This is a genomic window from Bradyrhizobium sp. 62B (genome assembly GCF_030272265.2).
GTDB lineage: Bacteria > Pseudomonadota > Alphaproteobacteria > Rhizobiales > Xanthobacteraceae > Bradyrhizobium.
The window spans coordinates 5,656,622-5,675,248 of the sequence record NZ_CP092841.2; the positions used below are offsets into that span (position 1 = coordinate 5,656,622).

At 60.4% G+C, this 18,627-nt stretch carries 13 protein-coding genes and 2 pseudogenes; 5 read left to right on the plus strand and 10 right to left on the minus strand.

Going from position 1 to position 18,627, the window contains the following annotated elements; genetic code table 11:
* Positions 1-4: 4 nt before the first annotated feature.
* Positions 5-424, minus strand: a complete 420-nt coding sequence (locus ML401_RS27170; protein WP_285807564.1) for a CopG family transcriptional regulator — start codon at positions 422-424, stop codon at positions 5-7.
* Positions 425-517: 93 nt separating this feature from the next.
* A complete protein-coding gene (locus ML401_RS27175) occupies positions 518-691 on the minus strand; it encodes a hypothetical protein (protein ID WP_285807565.1) in 174 nt (57 codons plus the stop codon).
* 33 nt (positions 692-724) lie between these two features.
* Between ML401_RS27175 and ML401_RS27180 the strand changes: the two genes are divergently transcribed.
* From ML401_RS27180 to ML401_RS27190, 3 genes are all read left to right on the plus strand, one after another.
* Positions 725-1,594, plus strand: a complete 870-nt coding sequence (locus ML401_RS27180) for a 3'-5' exonuclease (RefSeq protein ID WP_376717313.1) — start codon at positions 725-727, stop codon at positions 1,592-1,594.
* A gap of 5 nt (positions 1,595-1,599) precedes the next feature.
* The gene (locus ML401_RS27185; protein ID WP_285807566.1) at positions 1,600-1,995 is read left to right on the plus strand and encodes a cupin domain-containing protein; all 396 of its coding nucleotides are present in this window, start codon (positions 1,600-1,602) and stop codon (positions 1,993-1,995) included.
* Positions 1,996-2,903: 908 nt separating this feature from the next.
* Positions 2,904-4,907: a PAS domain-containing sensor histidine kinase gene (locus ML401_RS27190; protein WP_285807567.1), complete on the plus strand. Its 2,004-nt coding sequence runs from the start codon at positions 2,904-2,906 to the stop codon at positions 4,905-4,907.
* Here ML401_RS27190 and ML401_RS27195 read toward each other — a convergent pair.
* The 4 genes and pseudogenes from ML401_RS27195 to ML401_RS27210 form a co-directional block, all read right to left on the minus strand.
* The gene (locus tag ML401_RS27195) at positions 4,904-10,984 is read right to left on the minus strand and encodes an AAA family ATPase (protein WP_285807568.1); all 6,081 of its coding nucleotides are present in this window, start codon (positions 10,982-10,984) and stop codon (positions 4,904-4,906) included. The genes ML401_RS27190 and ML401_RS27195 overlap by 4 nt on opposite strands.
* 151 nt (positions 10,985-11,135) lie before the next feature.
* Positions 11,136-11,498, minus strand: a complete 363-nt coding sequence (locus ML401_RS27200) for a response regulator transcription factor (protein ID WP_285807569.1) — start codon at positions 11,496-11,498, stop codon at positions 11,136-11,138.
* A gap of 127 nt (positions 11,499-11,625) precedes the next feature.
* Positions 11,626-11,790, minus strand: a complete 165-nt coding sequence (locus ML401_RS27205; RefSeq protein WP_376717391.1) for a carbohydrate porin — start codon at positions 11,788-11,790, stop codon at positions 11,626-11,628.
* A gap of 4 nt (positions 11,791-11,794) precedes the next feature.
* A pseudogene (locus ML401_RS27210) lies at positions 11,795-12,955 on the minus strand (carbohydrate porin); the annotation flags it as partial.
* A 234-nt stretch (positions 12,956-13,189) separates the two neighbouring features.
* On the opposite strand from ML401_RS27210, the gene ML401_RS27215 reads away from it, so the two are divergent.
* On the plus strand, positions 13,190-13,921 hold the full coding sequence (locus ML401_RS27215; protein WP_285807570.1) for a sensor histidine kinase KdpD: 732 nt from the start codon (positions 13,190-13,192) through the stop codon (positions 13,919-13,921).
* A 133-nt stretch (positions 13,922-14,054) separates the two neighbouring features.
* The gene (locus ML401_RS27220) at positions 14,055-14,705 is read left to right on the plus strand and encodes a response regulator transcription factor (protein ID WP_285812756.1); all 651 of its coding nucleotides are present in this window, start codon (positions 14,055-14,057) and stop codon (positions 14,703-14,705) included.
* A gap of 3 nt (positions 14,706-14,708) precedes the next feature.
* On the opposite strand, the pseudogene msrA reads toward ML401_RS27220, so the two are convergent.
* The 4 genes and pseudogenes from msrA to ML401_RS27240 all read right to left on the minus strand — a co-directional run bounded on the left by msrA (position 14,709) and on the right by ML401_RS27240 (position 18,602).
* Positions 14,709-15,223 (minus strand): annotated as a pseudogene (msrA, locus tag ML401_RS27225) (peptide-methionine (S)-S-oxide reductase MsrA).
* 17 nt (positions 15,224-15,240) lie between these two features.
* Complete coding sequence (gene sdhA / locus ML401_RS27230; RefSeq protein ID WP_285807571.1) at positions 15,241-17,037, minus strand: succinate dehydrogenase flavoprotein subunit; 1,797 nt, start codon at positions 17,035-17,037, stop codon at positions 15,241-15,243.
* Between the two features lie 2 nt (positions 17,038-17,039).
* Complete coding sequence (locus tag ML401_RS27235; protein WP_285807572.1) at positions 17,040-18,137, minus strand: mandelate racemase/muconate lactonizing enzyme family protein; 1,098 nt, start codon at positions 18,135-18,137, stop codon at positions 17,040-17,042.
* Between the two features lie 36 nt (positions 18,138-18,173).
* A complete protein-coding gene (locus ML401_RS27240) occupies positions 18,174-18,602 on the minus strand; it encodes a cupin domain-containing protein (protein ID WP_376717314.1) in 429 nt (142 codons plus the stop codon).
* Positions 18,603-18,627 lie beyond the last annotated feature (25 nt).

Sequence of the window (18,627 nt, forward strand, 5' to 3'; positions counted from 1 at the left end):
CGCATCACCTCGTTCTGTCGGCGAGAGCGGCCTTGACCGCGGGAGTGGCATGGAGGGCTCCGAGCACCGATACCGAAGCAATGGTGGCGCGGGCCAGATCAGGCGTGACGTCATGGTCGATGGTCGCCAGGCCGAGAACGTTGATGTGCAGCATTTCGCCGGCGCGTTGCGCCGCTTCGAGATCCTGGCGGGTGTAGTTTCGCAGCCCGAGGTCCAGACTCTTCCGGGCCGTCGACTGCTTGACGACGTCCCCATGCCGTTCGAGCTGATTGCGGATGGCGGTCCGAATGAAGTCGGTCCTGTTCGAATAGAACCCCTCCTGCACCATCAGATCGACCTGACCGAGATCGACGTAGCCGAGGTTGATCGTGATCTTTTCGGTGTCCGGGGGCTTCGGCCGGAATTCGCGGACATTGTCAGCCATGAATGTAAGTTCCAATCCAAGGAGCCATCCATGTGGATGGTCAATGGATGGCATATGGAGGTTAGAAGGAGTTGTTCAAGAGGCAAAGCCGTTTCAGCCGGCCGGCGCATCATCCTCGGTCAGCCTCATCTCAAGCCGCAGGCTGTTCAGCTTCGCGCTACGGTGTCGAAACCTGGTCCCGCGCATCAGGACGAACTTGAACCGTTCGGCGATCAGCACTTGCAGGATCGGCGTCAGGGCGTCCCAAGGGATTCCGATGTTTCCCAAGATGAGATATCGCGGGCGCCCGAATGAGAGCGATTGACGATCGGTCGCGCGACACCCTCGAATGCCACCGAGCAAAGCCGACATCCGCGAAAACACCGTGAATTGCGCGGCTTTGCGATACTCCGTGCACTTCGCAAACGGTCTTGTACGACGTTACCGAACCTATCGGATCGCATTCCCCTCGAAATACATGCTTCAGGAAGCATCGCATCTGGCTGCGATGGCCGAGGCACTCGCGCGGTGGCGGGACTACCGCGTGCTGCGCCGCCTCGCCCCCGGCGGATGTACGCCCCGGCAGCCGTCGGGCAAGAGGTCCGGACGGCCATCCTACTCGATACGGAAACGACCGGCCTCGACCACCGCAAGGACGAGATCATCGAGCTCGGCATCGTCAAGTTCGACTACACGGCCGACGGCCGCATCGTCGGCGTCCGGGACACGTTCGTCGCCTTCAACGAACCGTCCGCTCCGATCCCGCCCGAGGTGACGGCCCTAACCGGGATCACCGACGAGATCGTGGCCGGTCATAGATTCGACGATGCAGCGGTCGCGGCCTTCGTCGAGGACAGCCTCATCACGATCGCGCACAACAGCAATTTCGATCGCAAGTTCGCCGAGCGCTACCGGCCGATCTTCGAGCGGATGGCCTGGGCCTGCAGCGCGACCGAGGTCAACTGGCGCTCGCACGGATTCGCCGGCGCGCAGCTGGGCTGCCTGCTGAACGGCGCCGGCTACTTCCACCAGGCTCACCGCGCCGTCGACGACTGTCATGCGCTGCTGGAGATCTTGGACTTCGTCCTGCCGACAACCGGCGCGCCGGCGCTCGCCGCCTTGCGCTGGCGGCGGCGAAATCCGCCTTCGCCGGCGAGCCCGCGGCAGGAGTTTCGGCTGCAACAAGGATGACGACGATGGACATCAAGCGAAGCGGCACGCAACTTTCCGAAAAGGGACCGAGTGAGTATTTCACCGGCGTCGTGCGCATCGACGCCAAATTCGCCGGGAGCGCCCCCGCGCGAGTGGCCGGTGCCACGGTCACCTTCGAGCCGGGAGCCCGCACGGCCTGGCACACTCATCCGCTCGGTCAGACACCGATCGTCACGTTCGGTTGCGGTCTGGTGCAGCGGGAAGGTGGCCCGATCGAGGAGATCCGGCCAGGGGATATCGTGTGGTTCGCGCCGGGCGGAAAGCACTGGCACGGCGCGACGCCGACCAGCGCGATGACTCACATCGCCATCGCCGAATCCCTCGACGGCAAGGCGGTCGAATGGATGGAGAAGGTCAGCGACGAGCAGTATCCGCGCTGAACGGCACCGGACGCGCGGAACCCCCGGTGCCGCTGGTCCCCGCCAGCGCGCGCCGATCGCGAGACGCCTCGAAATCACCTGAAAATCGAGTCCTTGTCCGCCCCCAAGGTGGTACACAGTAGTGGTCACAAAATCCGGCTCGGCCTTTATCGGAATCCTTATTTTCCGGCGGTTTTCGCGGGTCCGCGGCATCGGGGGAGGAAGTCCCACTTTCTCCGCCGTCCCCGCAAGTCAGCGCGCCGCCAGAGACAAGGTTGCTGAACGCAATGAGTTTACCGGAGAAAAAGCGATACATCGCGAAAGTGGCCGCGGCTCGTCAGAACCACTGAGCCGCCACCTCACGTCGGCTTTATAAAGGGGAGTAGCTGGGCGCTGGCGAGCTCATCAACTCACACGAGGAACGATCCCTGGTTGAATATCTTGCCGCCGGGTAAAGGCCCATGCCGGCGCGTTCGCGGCGGCACTCGTTGGTGTTGTCGCAGTTGGTGGCATAGGCGAGTTGAGTGTTGGGCTCCAGCCAATACATTCCTGTCGGCGGATGCCATTCGGTCCATCTATTTGCGCGTTGGCCAGCTGGCTAGGAGATCGGGGGTCCGACGAACATATGCAGAACACCACTGGTCCTTTTGGCGGTTTGTGCCAGCGAGCTCCGCTACGACACCCTTGTCCTGCCATCTACGATGACTTTGGCGTCCTTATCTTTCCACTGCCGCGGGGCTAAAATCTCGAGAGAGAACGCAGTCGACCCCGGCCGTCATTCTCGCGGCAGAACTTGCCGCAATAAGCCTCGTTATCGATTTTTGAGGCGGCAACCGATAAAATCCGGCACTGCAGCACGCCTGCGATGATCGGCAATAATAAATAGTAGTCTGGCAGCCGTCGCTGGGTGCCGGCCGGAAAGATTGATCATGACAATAGCCGCTTTTTGGCGGAACCTGAGGTGGCGAGCAATCCTCAAATTTGCAATTGCAATTGTGTTGGCTGGTACGTCGGCGTTGGTGGCCGGCAGGGTAACGCTGTGGATAGGCTCGGATGCCTCGGTGCTGCTGCATCTGTGCGGAGTGACAATCCTGGCTTTGGCCGTCGGCCCCGGGCCCGCGACGCTTGCATCCGTCATAATCCTCCTCGTACTCCTGCCCCCCTTGCTCTCACCAGCCGCTCACGCCGACCAGTTTAACGCAGTAGTTCGTGTTGGACTGTTTAGCGTGTCATCCACGCTTATCCTGCTGCTGTCGGTTCGACGCAAAACAGCTTCCAGGTCTCTGCAGCTTCTGCTCGATCACCTGCAGGCGACCATCGCGGAATTGGAGCGGCATAACGCAATCCTGCGTGACGAAAACAATCAGCACAGAGAAACTGCGACCAGAGCACAACAGGCCGAGCAAGAAATTCGACTGACAGTCGACACGGTCCCGGCATTGATCGCTCGATATCGGCCGGACGGTTTCATGGATTTCCGCAATAAGAACTGGAGCGAATATACCGGGCTTTCACAGGATAATCGCGAGCGGCGCCGCTGGGGAAGTGCGCTGCATCCCGATGATGAGAAGATGGTCGAGCGCGCATGGCGAGAGCACATCCCTACTGGAGAGCCCTTCGAACTGGAACAACGGCTACGCAAAGCCAATGGAGAATACAGATGGCATCGGGTTCGTCGCGTACCCCTACGCAACGAATCGGGTGAGGTCATCAAATGGTATGCGATCGCGCTTGACATAGATGACAAGAAGCGAGCCGACGATGCGCTCCGGAAGAGTGAAGCCGACCTGGCCACGATCAAACACGAGCTTCAGCTCATGATCGACACCATACCGGTGCTGGTCCTACGCCACAGAGCCGACGGCATCATCGACTTTGTTAATGAGGTTGGACGCACCTACAGCGGCCTTACAACAACCAAATGGACCAGCCGAACCAGTCGCATAACCCATCCCGACGACGTTTCCCGCCTCGAAGAGGCCTGGGACGTGGCACTTCGCACGGGCGAACCATTCGAGTCCGAAGTGCGCTTGCGACGAGCGGACGGCGAATACCGCTGGTTCGCCACACGGCGTGTACCACTTCGCAGAAATAGAGAGGTGATCGCCTGGTATGCAGCGACCTACGATATAGAAGACCGCAAGAGAGCCGAAAACGCGCTGCTCGAGAGCGAGCGTCGATTGCAGGAGGCTCAAATGGAGCTAACGCATGCGAGCCGCGTCGTCACCATGGGACAGTTCACGGCATCGATCGCCCATGAGGTCAACCAGCCTATCTCCGCGCTTCTGACGAATGCCGACACCGCGCTGCGCTGGCTCGGCCGTCAACCACCCAATCTGGAGCGAGCAAAGCCGTTAATCGAGCGTATAATCGACGATGGTAAGCGGGCTGCTGATATCGTGGGCCGAATTCGGGATATGTCCAGGAAGACGCCTACGCGCAAGGAAACCCTGGACATCAATAAGGCCATTTCGGAGATTGTCAGTCTTGCCCGAGGTGTGATTTCGGACAACGACATCTTGGTGAAGATGCAATTGTCAGAGGGACTGCCGTGCGTCTTAGGGGACAAGATTCAATTGCAACAGGTCATTTTGAACCTGGTCATGAATGCCGTTGAAGCTATGAGCGAGGTCAGGGAAGGATCGCGCGAGCTTAAAGTCGAGAGCCGCGAAGACGAGCCCGGAAACGTGCTCGTCGTTTTCCGAGATTCTGGGCCGGGCTTGCCTGCGGCAGATACCGGCCGCATCTTCGAGCCCTTTTACACGACAAAGCCGAATGGCTTAGGCATAGGACTGTCCATTTGTCGTTCGATAATCGAGTCGCATGGCGGCCAGCTAAGGGCGATGCCAAACGACGCTCAAGGCGCTGTATTTTCCATAATGCTGCCGACGGGAGAGGATCCCCTTGCGGCTACCAAACTGTCCGCGAGCTAATGTTTATGGGTCGAAGGAGTTTGGGCGGCTGAAAAGGAACTCGCCGGCAATTCGAAGACAAACCGCGCGCCGCCAAGCGAAGATTCATTGTCGGCCAGTATCCGACCGTAATGCGCTTCTATGATCGACTGGGCTATCGGCAAGCCGAGCCCCATTCCAGTCTCTTTCGTTGTGAAGAAGCTGTCGAACAGTTTGGGCAGATGCTCTGGCTCGATGCCAGGACCGCTATCTTCTACAATGCAGCAGACCTTATCCGGATCGACCTTCCGCGTTCGGACCACGACGTTTCGTTGCGCAATCCCCGCATTTGACACGGCATGTGCCGCATTGACGACCAGATTTACGACAACCTGCTGCAACTGCGTGCGATCGACCATCACCTTCGGCAAATTTGGATCCAGATCGAGCGAAATTGACAGCTGCCTTGATTGGAGTTCGTGATGCAACAACGCCATGCACTCCGAAATGATTTCGGCAAGTGTGATTTCCGACCGCTTCGTTACCCCTTTGCCTGCCATCGTGCGAATGCGATCGATGATGTCAGCCGCGCGCCGCGCGTCGCTCACCACACGCTTGAGGACTGGCTCGACCTTGCCGAAATCAGGTTCTGGCCGACTCAGCCAACGCAACGCAGTCTCACTGCTCGTCACGATGGATGCCAGAGGTTGGTTCACCTCATGCGCGATTGATGCCGTCAGAGCACCCAGGCTGACGACTCTGCTTACATGCGCCAGCTCGGACCGAATGCTGTCGCGCGCATTTTCCGCGAGGCGACGCCGTGTAATGTCCTGGATAGCCCCAAGGCATTCCACCTGACCATCTTCGTGCCTTACCATGCGCGCGCAAACCGAGAGGTACTTGATCCGGTCATCCGGCATTCTCAAGCGCAATTCGTAGTCCGCGCTGTCGAGTCCGGCCTGAACCTCCTGCAGGTAGACGCCCGACGATCGGAGATCATCCGGATGGATCCGCTCTCGGAGTAGCGGAATGGTTACAACAGTATCCAACTCAAATTCGAATATGCGCTTGAGCTGATCGGAAAACATGACCTCATCCGTTGTCACGTCCCATGCAAAGGTGCCCGTAAGGCCGATCCTTTGACCCTCCGTGAGATAAAATTCATCGCGTCGTAGCACCGCCTCCGCCTGAGATCGCTCGATCGCTATGCTGGCGAGGTGCACGACATGCGCAATGACTTCCTGGTGATGCGCAGATGGACTGGCCGCCTCTTCCTGGTAGACGCAAACCGTACCGATGACCGTTCCCTCCCTCGAGCAGATCGGTGTGCTCCAGACAGCTCTCAGACCGTGCTCGAGAACATGAGCTCGACAAGGGGCGTCGATCCAACGAGGATCCGATCCGATGTCTGGGGTGATCACCTGCGCTTTCTCGGCAATCGATCGCCCCCGCGGAGAATCATCTGCAGCGACTGAAGCCCCCTCAATGGGACTGGTGTAGCTGGCAGGAAGAGACGGCGCGACGCCGAATTCGAATGTCTTGCTGCGACCGTCGATCGGATAGATGCCGCAGCAGCAATCAGGCGCGGACTCCTCAAAAAATCGGCATAACGCCGCAAGCACATCTCGAAGAGGGCAGCTCGTGGCCATCATCTCCAGGACGTGTTTCTCTCCCGTCAGATAGACGTCTGCCTGCTTCCTGCGTTCGACCGCCTGCGCGAGGTCACCATAGAGCCGCGTGTTCTCCAGCGAAATCGCAGCCTGTGCCGCCAGCAGTTCCAGGACCGTGATTTGATTCGTTACGAATACGTGTGAAGTCAGCGTGTTCTCCAACAGGAGGACGCCAGCCAATTCCCTTTGTTTCATCAGCGGCAGACAGAGGACCGACCTCGGTGGTCGATCGCGCAGATAGTCGTCTGCAGAGAACAGGCTCGGCTTTGAGGCATCATCGAGAATCACGCTTTCCCGCGTACGGATCACGTAACGAACCAGAGATTCAGGACATGCGACCGGTGTGATCGGATCGTGGCGCAGGGCAACTTCGATCTGATCGCCGCTCGCTCGCGCCTCGGCTCGGATCAGATACCCATTGGCCGACGGCAGCATCAGGAGGCCGCGGTCCGCACCGGCGTTCTCGATCGCGATTGTCATGAGCCGCTCGATCAGCTTCGGCAACTCGATCTCGCTGGAGAGAGCCTGAGACGCCTTCACAACACTCGTGACATCCAGGTGATGTACCGAGGAGCCCCCCGGTGAGACGGAATGCTGACCGTTCGAAGTTGCAAGATAGGGAAGAAGCCGATCCAGCTGCCGCACCTTGCCGTCCGCGCCCCAGCGCCGGTACCCCTCACGCGCTCGCTGAAGATGCATCTCCGAGATGTCGTCGAGCTCGCGCGCCGCGTAGAAGCGCGCCGCCACTTCGCAGGCAAGCGCTTCGTTGTGCACGAAGAGACTGGCGTGCGCTGAACGGATGGCCTGTTGATACAGGCGTTCGGCATCGCCGTCGCGTCCCTCGATCCGGGCCAATTCGGCTCCCACAAGCGCCGCGCGGTTTGCAAAATTCTCGGGACAATGGCGTGCCCAGGTTTTGAGCCTCGCCAAGTGATCCGTCACGCTCGCGAAATGATGCTCGCGTTCCTCGGAACTAGAGGCGGCGTGGAGTGCGGCGTGGCAAAGCGCAGCGTAGAAGTGATATTCGATGAACTCGGGAAGAGGAAGGGCAGCAGTTTCCACCATTGGCTGCGCCCTCGTAGCCGCTTGCAGGGCGTCCCGGTATTCGCCCGCTAGGAAACGCGCCTGCAGCTTGCGGATGTAGTACCAGCATTCAGAGAGGGCCAACGCCGGGTTGCCGGCCAGTTCACGCTCGAGGTCTCTCTCTTGAAATAGAGCGTCGTCGAAGGTGCCCAAACGAGCCGTCAGTCCGCGCAGGCTGCGAACGAGACCGAGCTGGCCGAGAAGGGAGGCTTCAACGGTTCGGGAGCCGACTTTGCGGACGAAGGCGATCGCGCGTTCAACCTGCTCCTGAGTCTCGATCAAAGGGTCGCCCGCCACCAGATAGTTGGTGTTGAGCTGGTTGCATGCGTAGGCCGCGTAACTGATCTCACCGAAGCGGCTGGCAAGATCGAAGCCGCGCACGAGGAAATCGCGCGCGCTACGCACAGGCTGAGTCCATGGCACGACGATCCCAAATGTCTGGAAGGTCCTGGCTTGAAAGCTCTGCCATCCTGGTTGCTCGACCAGTTCACATGCCAGCCGTGCGAAGCGATAGCCCGCGTCGAACTGACCGAGGTAGGTTGCCCAGGCGCCTAATTGCACGTAGGCGAAACAGGATGCACCGCCGTGACCCCGCTCGAGCCCGAGGCGAATGGCCGCGCAAAGGATCACCGCAAACAGATGAGGCGAACCAAAGAACTTTGAAGGGACTACAATACTGTTCAGAAGCTCCAGAACCGCAAGTGACTCCGGGTCGCTCATGCGCGGCAGGTTAACGAGATCTTCGATCGCGCGGTCGCCCAGACGGATCAAGATATCATCATAGGCCCGTCGGGCATCCTCTTCCGTTGGATGCTCGGGAAATTCGAAGCCGAGCTGACGCAGTGAGCGCAAACCTATGGCGACAGCCTCATCGCTGCGACCTACTCCCTGATATAGATCGACCTGAAGGCAAGCTACCGCGGCTGATTCTGCAGCGGTGGCTGCTCGAAGGGAAAGGCGATGCAACCGCATTTCGGCATCCGCGGTCGCTCCGGAGGCGAATTCGCAATGTGCCCTGACCAGTTCGAGGGCAAACCTCAGCTCGTGATGCCGTCCCCACTCGTCTTCGGTGAATAATGCGGCTCCCGTCGTCAGATAGTGCAATGCGGAGACGTAGGCCGACGAGGCCCGGGCGCGCTTGCCGGCGATGAGGTTGAATGTTGCCAGTTGCTCGCGCTCTTCAGGCGCTGCGATCAGGGACGATGCGCGGTTTAGCTGGCTTACGATTCCGAAAATGGCCTCCTCCAGCTTGCCGGGAGACGTATGCGCGACGAGGAGCCTGCCGATCCGCAGATGCACGGTGGCGCGCTGCTTGATCGGGATCAGCGCATACGCAGCTTCCTGGACACGGTCATGAACGAAGCGATAAGAGCCCTCGAGTAAATCGACCAGCTCCTGGCGCCGCGCTTCGATGAGCGTGGCGTGCAATTCCTGCTCTGGGGTGTCGTGAACGATGGCCAGCATCTCGGCGGTTGCAATATTTCCGAGACCGGCCAGATGCTGCAGGGCTTGCTGGGTCGCGGCGGGAAGCCGGGCTAGTTTACCGATCATGAGGTCCGCGACGTTGTCGGTGTAACCCTTCGCATGGATACGCTTGAGATCCCACGACCAGCGGGAGCTCGCCGAATCGAACGCGATCAGGCCCTCATTTCTCAACGCCGACAGGAACTGATTGATGAAGAAGGGATTGCCGTCGGTCTTTTGCAGAATCAACTGCGCGAGATCCCTGACCTGATCGGTTTCGGCATGTAGTGCGTCGGCGATCAAACGCGAGACGTCCTGAGCATTGAGCGGACCCAGCTTGATCTCCCGCACCGGGGACCGGCCTGCCGCATTGATCGATGCGAGCTTGCGCATCAGCGGATGAGACGCATCGACCTCGTTGTCGCGATAAGCGCCGATGAGAAGCAGGTGCGAAACGCCGCCCTGGGTAAGGAGATCTTCGAGAAGGTCCAACGTCGCCGCATCGAGCCATTGCAGGTCGTCGAGGAAAAGAGCGAGCGGATGTTCGGGACGCGCAAAGACACCGATGAGACGCCGGAGCAGCAACTGGAAGCGTCGCGGGGCATCGGCTGCGGGCAACTCGGGAGCCGGCTCCTGCTCGCCGATGATGAACCTCAACTCCGGAACAAGGTCCACGACAAGGCCGCCATGAGGCTCGATCGCCTGAAGCAAGGTCGCCCGCCAACGGCTGAGCTCGCCTTCGCTCCTCGCCAGGATGAGACGGACAAGACGTTGAAAGGCCGGCGCCAGGGTTGCATAGGGAATGTCACGCTTATACTGGTCGAACTTGCCGCCGGCAAACAGACCGCGCGGCGGCACGAGGACCTTGTGCAGCTCATTCACCACCGACGATTTGCCCACGCCGGAATAGCCAGATATTAGGACGAGCTCTGGCTTGCCTTGGGCCACGACCCGGTCAAAGGCAGCGAGCAGGGCTTCGATCTCCCGCTCCCGACCGTAGAGCTGCTCCGGAATCAGCAAACGGTCCGATGTGTCGTGCGCAGCGAGCGGGAACGGCTCTATCGATCGCTCTAACTGCCACTCGCCGAGACAATGCCGCAAGTCGGCCTCGACGCCCTGCGCGGTCTGGTATCGTTCTTCCGCAGTCTTCGCGAGAAGCTTCATCACGATCGACGAAAGCACCTGCGGAATTCCACTGACACGCTCATCGGGCGGGTCAGCGCGCCTTGCAACGTGGCAATGGATCCATTCCATTGCGTCGACGGCGTTGAAGGGCAGGCTTCCCGTCAGCATCTGATAGAAGGTCACGCCGAGCGCATAGAGATCGCTGCGCGAGTCAATGGATCGGTTCATCCTGCCCGTTTGCTCCGGGGCCATGTAGGGCAGCGTGCCGGCGATGAACTGCGGCGGATCTGGCGGCTGTCGTTCGCGCGGGATGCGCGATGCTACCCCAAAGCCCGTGAGCCGGACTGCGCCATCGTTGCTCACCAGGATGTTGCCGGGTTTGATATCCTTGTGGACGAGACCCCGCTGATGCATTTTGCCGACGGCAGCCACGATACCGATCGCCAGTTGAAGGAACGCCTCGATTTCCATAGGCATGCCCAGCAACTGGCTGAGCAGTTCACCGCCGGGATCCTCGAATGTCAGAAATGTCCGGCCGGGCTCCTGGACCAGTTCCAACGGGACGAGCGCCCATTCCCGATCAAGGCAGTCGGTCAGGCCGTATTCATGAGCAAGTCCGTTCGAACTGTTGGAGGCAGGAGGCTCAAAGGCCGCGAGCACGGTGACCGGCCTTGTGTCGTCAGCGCTCGCGTTGCGCTGAATCCTGCGCAACGTGACGACACCTTCCGCAGACGATTCCTGACCTGGATCGCTGGCTTCCGCCGCGTTGAACCGCACCTTATCACTCGCTCGTCGTGAGTATTTTTGGCTTTTTTTGACAGCGTCTACGGCAATTCAGGATGCTTCCGTTAAGCGCGCCGCCGCATCCGCGCAAGTAAATGGTATCATATAGCTTACTTGCGTATCCTCAAAGTTTGAGCGGCAGCGCTCAGGCGCTCACAGCGCCTTCGATGCAGCCGATCAGGTCATTTATATCGAATGGCTTTCTAAGCAGGCACACTGCGCCCGCTGCCGCCGCTTTCGCCTCAAGATTGGTATCGGAACGTGCCGTGATCAACACGACGGGGGTCTTCGACCCCTCTGAGGAAAGGCGCTGCATCAGATCCAGTCCGCTCATTCCGGGCATATGAATGTCCGTGACGACGCAACCGAACAACCTGGCGCCTACCCTCTGGATATAGTCTTCGGCGGAAGAATACCCGTCGGCCTGGTACCCCAGCGAAGACAGCGATTCCACGAGCGCCACTCGGAACGAATCGTCATCGTCGATGACCGCGATTTCGAGATCCATAGGCGCTCAATATCCTTGCCCCGAATTGAACCCATTGAGACGGGACACGCACTCTTGCACCCGCCCTTCCTGCCCAGGAATTATACATGAGTGTTATAGTTCGCCCTCAGGGAGCAGGCAGGCTGGGTCAGAAATTGGCCGCCGTCTTCAGGCCGAACACCAGCGCATTCCTGTTCTGGCTCGTCCCGCCGGGATCGATAACATATTGGATGTTCGGACGAACCTCCAACCCGTTGCGCGGCCGGTAGGTTGTAGTAGGCCTCAACGGCGACCTCGCGACCTTGCACTGCAACAGAGCCCTGATCTGCCAGATTCTGCAGCATTTCCGACCAAGCGACCCGCCTGTTCACGTGTGTCGTCCCAACGCCGAGCCCGACATCGTCATTCGGCCGGGACCGGAATGGAGCGGTATAGATGAGGCCAGCGGCGACCTGAGCGTCGATGAAGGAGGTGCGGCGATCGGCAATCGTGGCATTGAAGAACAGGCTCAGGCCACCCCGAACGTTGATCGCCGAATTGCGCGTGACTTGCTGGAGAAAATTGACATACGCGCCATAGCGACCCCTGCCCTGTGCAAAGGGCAAGCCGGTAACCGCGGCCGGTGCCCCGTTGACATCGCTGACCACATCTGCGGCCCACGAGGTGTCATACCAGCCGCCGAACTTGTAGCTCCCTTGCAACTCGCCGAACTTCGGTAGCCAGGCAAACTCGGCGGGCACGAGCAGTCCGGTCGAGCCTGCAAAAGCCACCGGCAGCAGCGCCTGCCCCGTTCCGAGGTATCTCGGATTCTGGTCGAACGCGGCGAACTGAAAGTAGCCGAAACGGGCCAAATTGATCTTCCAGCGCGAGGCCCATTGGCTGATCGGCCAATTGTAAATGCTGTTGGTCACGATGTTGCCTGCTGCCGCTCCGCAGAAAGTGAGGTTCTGAAAATCGCAGGAGAACGCCGAAAAGTCTTCGCTGAACGGCATGCGGCCGATTTTCCATTCCAGCAGGCCATCCGCGAATGCCTGGTTGTACCAGAAGCGCGTCAGGCGTGCGGTCCGGCCACGTCCGAAAATCTCCTGAACCTCCTGCAGTGTGCCCAGATCGGCATCGTCGCTCAGATTGCGGCCGTTGCGATCGGTGACCGTGACCTGCACGGTGCCGCCTTCCAAAAGATTGAGGCGGCCAAGATCCAACCTCGCACCAGCAGCCCATTGATCCGAGTAAGCCACGTCGCGGCGGAGACCACCGGTCCCGTTGCTGGCAACCTCGCCGACATATCCCAACTGAAAATCAACACCGGCATCTCTCAGTCGCGTTCGCGTGCCATCCCAATCACCAAGTAGCCATGGAACGGCCGCCTCATTGACGCTACCGACACCGCCCGCATCCGCGGTGCGCGTTGCATCAGCAAGAAGCAGCAGCACTGCTGCGTAGATAGCTCTTATGGCGTATCGCCTGAACCCCTGCATGTCCACCGCATGTCTCCCGGCCTACCTCCGCTAAGCCAGACTGCGCCGAGGATCGGATCAGATGAATCAAACACAGGCGTTGGGTGCATCATACGGAAGCGTCATACGCACGCGCTGGCAGGCCGATGTCGTGATCATACGATCGGTTGATCTCGATACCGGAACGTACGATGGCGATTCCGGCGCCGCAGGCGCTTGTTGGGGACGTGGCAACCAGCAACAAACGGGGCACCCATGAGAACGATCGAAAGCTTCTCCGCCGCGCCTGCCAGACAAGGTCAAAACCCGCAAACGCTTGCGGCGGTCGAGCTACAGACGACCCTAGTCGGGATGATGGGACACGACCTGCGCTCATCACTACACGTCATTCAGGGGACGTACGCACTGCTGCGTTCGCGGTTCAATGACGACCCGCAGCGGGCGTGGATCGATCGGGGCGAACGCGCCGTCACGAAACTGACCGAGCAGCTCAATTGCCTGGTCGACGCCTTCTATCTCGCCGAGCGCACCAACGCGCTCGAGATCTCCACGCTCAACCTTGGGCCGCTGTTCTGGCGGTTGCGGCACGAAAACGAGGATGTCGCGCTTCATAGGGGTATCGACGTTCGAGCAATCTCTACGAATGCCTGCATCACCAGCAACCCGATTCTGCTGGGCTGCATCCTCCGCAATCTCCTGACCAATGCGATCAAATACACGGAGCCAGGAGGCCGCATCCTGATTGGTTGCCGTCGGAAAGGGGCTGAGATCAGAATCGACGTCTACGATACGGGCATCGGCATTCCGGCGAGCCAGTTGCCTCGGATTTTCGAGTCCTTCACGCGGCTCGCACCCGAGCGCGGCCATGGTCTTGGCATCGGTCTCTCGATCGTCCGCCGCGCGCTCGAAGCCCTTGGCCATCGCATTGAGGTTCGATCCGTCGTCGGGGAAGGATCGCTGTTCTCGATCTACGCACCCGCCGCCTGACCTAAGGTGCGGCTGCCATTGGATTTTCGAGCCCGACCGGCCGGAGGCCGGCGGTACCTATACATAGGTGTGATCCCCGGCCGGTGGTCGTTTATGTTAGAGATACCCGCGAAAATACGGTGTGTCCGAAGGCATGCGGCCCGCAGCGAACGAAAAACCAGAAAAGCCCCTCGTGCACGTCGTCGACGATGACGCTTCCATGCGCGATGCGCTGGCAGGCCTCTTTGACTCCGTCGGGCTACAGAGCCAGACCTATGCCACCGCGGAAGATTTCCTTTCGGCTAAACTCTCCGACAGGCCGGGCTGCATCGTCCTCGATGTCAGGTTGCCCGACATGAACGGCCTGGAGTTTCAGGGCCGGTTGGTCCAGAATGGCGTCGGGATTCCCGTCGTTATGATGACCGGGTTCGGAGACATTCCGATGTCGGTGCACGCCATGAAGCACGGCGCAGTCGACTTCCTGCCAAAACCTTTTCGCGATCAGGACATGCTAGACGCCGTCATGGCGGCGATCGAGCGTGACCGGCAACGGCGAACGGTCGAGAACGACGCATCGCAATTAAGACAACGCTTTGAGACTTTGTCGCCACGTGAACAGGAAGTGATGCTGCACGTCACGGCCGGCAAGATGAACAAGCAGGTAGCCGGCGATCTCGGCATCAGCGAAATCACCGTCAAGATCCATCGCGGCGCAGCCATGCACAAGATGGGCGCGCGCACCTATGCCGAGTTGGTCCGGATGGCCGATGCGCTCAAGCCGGACCGGAGCAAACCCGGTCGATAGACCTCAGACCGGTCGGGCCATCCGCTTCGGCAGCTTCCAGTCCGGACGCGGAAAGTGACAGGTGTAGCCGTCCGGATAGCGCTCGAGATAATCCTGGTGCTCGGGCACCGCCTCCCAAAAATCACCCACCGGCCTGACTTCCGTGACGACCTTGCCGGGCCACAGACCGGACGCATCGACGTCCGCGATCGCGTCCTCGGCGACCTTTTTCTGCTCGTCGTTCGTGTAGAAGATTGCCGAACGATAGCTCGTGCCGAGATCGTTGCCCTGCCGATTGAGCGTGGGGACGGATCCTGAATCTGAAAGAAGAATTCCAGCAGGCTCCTGAAATCTGCGTTTGACGGGTCGAAGATGATCTCAGTCGCTTCAGCATGGCCTTCGTGATTGCGATAGGTCGCATTCTTGACCTTGCCGCCCGTGTAGCCGACGCGGGTCGAGACCGCGCCCGGTAGCTTACGGATCAGGTCCTGCATGCCCCAGAAGCAGCCTCCGGCGAGTACGGCACGCTCTGTCCTCATTTGACGCCTACATCCATTCAATAGATCCGCTGATTGGGCGGGATCGTCGCAACTTCATTGGTCAAAGGCTGCAGATGCACCGGCCGGTAGTCAAGTCGCACCTGCCCTTCCCGGTCCAACCAGGACAGCGTGTGCTTCAGCCAATTCTCGTCATCCCGTTTGGGAAAATCCTCGCGGGCCTGGGCGCCACGGCTTTCGGTCCGGCCGATCGCCGACCTCAGGCTGACATTGGCTTGAGCCAGCATGTTGTCAAGCTCAAGCGCCTCGGTGAGATCGGAATTGAACATCATGGAACGATCGGCCAGTGCAAGATCGTCGCGCATCGTCGCCATGACATTGCTGAGCTCGCGGGCGCCTTCATCCAGAAGTGAACCTGTCCGGAACACCGCGCAATGCTTCTGCATGGTCCGTTGCATCGCAAGCCGGATCTCGCCCGTGCCCGTCTTGCCCTTCGCCCACCGGATGCGGTCAAGCCGCGCCATCGCCTCGTCGGTGGATGCCCGCGGCGCCGGCGGATGGCCTTCGCCCGGACGCAGCATCTCGGTCGCACGGAGCGCCGCGGCACGGCCGAACACGACGATATCGAGCAGCGAGTTGGAACCGAGCCGGTTGGCGCCGTGCACGGAGACGCAGGCGGCCTCGCCGATCGCCATTAGGCCCGACACCACGGTTTCGGCATTGCCCTTGTGCTTGGTCGTGACCTCGCCATGAAGATTGGTCGGCACCCCGCCCATGTTGTAGTGGACCGTCGGCAGCACGGGGATCGGCTGGCGCGTCACGTCGACGCCGGCAAAGACCCGCGCGGTCTCGCTGATGCCGGGCAGGCGCTCATGCAGGATGTCGGCGCCGAGATGCTCCAGATGCAGTTCGATGTAGTCCTTGCGCGAACCACAGCCGCGGCCCTCGTTGATCTCGATGGTCATGGCGCGGCAGACGACGTCGCGTCCGGCGAGATCCTTCGCACTCGGCGCATAGCGCTCCATGAAACGCTCGCCTTCCGAATTGGTGAAGTAGCCGCCCTCGCCGCGCGCGCCTTCGGTAATCAGGCAGCCTGAACCGTAGATGCCGCTCGGATGAAATTGAGTGAACTCCATGTCCGCCAAGGGCAGGCCGGCGCGCAACACCATCGCGTTGCCGTCGCCCGTGCAGGTATGGGCGGCCGTGCAGGAGAAATAGACCCGGCCGTAGCCGCCGGTCGCCAGGACGGTGCGATGGGCGCGGAAGCGATGAAGCGTGCCATCCTCCAGGTTCCAGGCGAGCAGGCCGCGGCAGGCGCCGTCGTCATCCATCAAGAGGTCGAGCGCGAAAAATTCGACGAAGAACTCGGTGTTGTGCTTCAGGCATTGCTGGTAGAGCGTGTGCAGGATGGCATGTCCTGTACGATCGGCGGCCGCACACGTCCGTTTCGCCATTTGCTTGCCGAAACCGATAGTCTGTCCGCCGAACGGACGCTGGTAGATCGTACCGTCCTTGGTGCGGGAGAACGGCACGCCGTAGTGCTCGAGCTCGAGCACGGCGGGCCCCGCCTCGCGGCACATGTATTCGATCGCGTCCTGGTCGCCGAGCCAGTCCGAGCCTTTCACTGTGTCGTACATGTGGAAGCGCCAATTGTCGCCGTCGCCCATGTTGCCGAGCGAGGCGGCCATGCCGCCTTGTGCTGCCACCGTATGGCTTCGGGTCGGAAACACCTTGGTGACGCAGGCCGTCCGCAATCCCGATGCAGCCATGCCGAGCGCCGCCCGCATCCCCGCGCCACCGGCCCCCACGATCACCACGTCATAGCTGTGCTCGATGAGCACGTAGGCTTCGGTCATGACTATTTCCAGCGATAGGCCTTGATGACATCGGGATCAGGATCAAGTCCAAGGCCCGGGCCCTGCGGCACCGCAATCCTGCCGCCCTTCGTCCTCAGCGCGTCCCCGTAAATCGTCGCTTCGAGATCGAACCAGCGCCATTCGATCATCGAAACGGCGGTCCCTAGCGCCGCTGTCGCATGAATGGCCGCCAATAAACCCGGCCCGTCATAGAAGGAGTGCAGCATCACCGGAATGTTGTGGATTGCGGCGAGCGGAAAGATTTTGCGAAGCTCGCTGAGGCCTCCCATCTTGGCCGGGCTCGGCTGGATGAAGTCCACGGCCTTTGCTGCCAACAGACGCTCGAAGTCCATCAAGGTATAGACATTCTCCCCAGCCGCGGTCGGCATGCCGGAAGCTCTCACTGCGGCGAGGCCATCAAAATTCTCCGGGGGCCAGATCGGCTCTTCCAGCCACTTCAAGTGGATTGCCTTGAGCTCTTGCGCTTTTTGGCGAGCCTCGTAGAGCGTCCACGGACAATTGACATCGAGCATCAGCTCGATATCGGCACCGGCTTCCTCGCGGGCGGTGCGAATGGCGGGAAGCTCGATCTCATGAAGCTTGAGGGCGCGAAATCCGGCATCGATCGCCTGCCGGACGGCTGTGCGAACCCACGCAGGCTCGGAGTAACGAACCAGGCTTGCGTAACAATCGAGTTCTTTCTCTCCGCCGCCGAGCAACCCGCACAGCGGCATATTAGCGGCTTTACCCGCGAGGTCCCAGAGCGCGATGTCGACCGCGGAGATGGCAAAAGACAACGCGCCGCCTCGTCCGAAGACGTGCAGCTTCTTCTGAACATTCACCATCAGCGGCTCGATCTGCGCCGCGTCCTGGCCGATGCAAATTGGCGCAATCAGTTGCTCAATGGCGAGTCTTGCGGATGCAACCGCGCGAAACCCGAAGGCCTCGCCCCACCCCACCAGCCCCTGATCCGTCACCACCCTGACGAGCAAGGAGTCGGCGGCAGGCAGATTGCCATCACCCCAGGCGGAAGAGGCAGACTTGGTTCCGGCCTTGAATGGAATGCGTAGCGGGATAGCTTCGATTGCGGTGATGATCATGGTGAAAGCCTGCCGTCGCGTGGTGCCTGGCTCGCCCTACGCATGCTGATGACGCGGATCGTCGCAGAGATCGTGGTACTCGAGGCCGAGCGGACCGATCGCCGTCACCTGCGTGACGTACTCACCGGACTTCGCCCAATGGAAGTGCCAGGTCTCGCCGGGCAGAACGATGACGCTTCCAGGAGGATAGGCATTGACCTCGTCCCCGTCAAAGGTCTCACCGAGACCGATGTAGAACACGCCCGACATCACCGTGTAGATGCGGTCTTCTGGATGCTTGTGTGGCATCAGCTTCGTGCCGTCGGGCACCTTGACCCTAACCACATAGGGGCCGGGCTCCGTGGGATGCCCCACAACGACCGCCAGACGCGCTCCGGTCGGAAATGCTGGGAACGGCTTCCAGTCGATATCTTCGGGCAAGATTGCCCTGAACCGAGACTGATCGGGCTGATGATTGCGCGCCATGGTTCTAGCCTTTCCTTCTGGCAAG

Coding starts and splice junctions, on each gene's coding strand:
- ML401_RS27170 (WP_285807564.1), bottom strand. CDS start 424: ATGGCTGACAATGTCCGCGAATTCCGGCCGAAGCCCCCGGACACCGAA.
- ML401_RS27185 (WP_285807566.1), top strand. CDS start 1,600: ATGGACATCAAGCGAAGCGGCACGCAACTTTCCGAAAAGGGACCGAGT.
- ML401_RS27190 (WP_285807567.1), top strand. CDS start 2,904: ATGACAATAGCCGCTTTTTGGCGGAACCTGAGGTGGCGAGCAATCCTC.
- ML401_RS27200 (WP_285807569.1), bottom strand. CDS start 11,498: ATGGATCTCGAAATCGCGGTCATCGACGATGACGATTCGTTCCGAGTG.
- ML401_RS27215 (WP_285807570.1), top strand. CDS start 13,190: ATGAGAACGATCGAAAGCTTCTCCGCCGCGCCTGCCAGACAAGGTCAA.
- ML401_RS27220 (WP_285812756.1), top strand. CDS start 14,055: ATGCGGCCCGCAGCGAACGAAAAACCAGAAAAGCCCCTCGTGCACGTC.
- sdhA (WP_285807571.1), bottom strand. CDS start 17,037: ATGACCGAAGCCTACGTGCTCATCGAGCACAGCTATGACGTGGTGATC.
- ML401_RS27235 (WP_285807572.1), bottom strand. CDS start 18,137: ATGATCATCACCGCAATCGAAGCTATCCCGCTACGCATTCCATTCAAG.
- ML401_RS27240 (WP_376717314.1), bottom strand. CDS start 18,602: ATGGCGCGCAATCATCAGCCCGATCAGTCTCGGTTCAGGGCAATCTTG.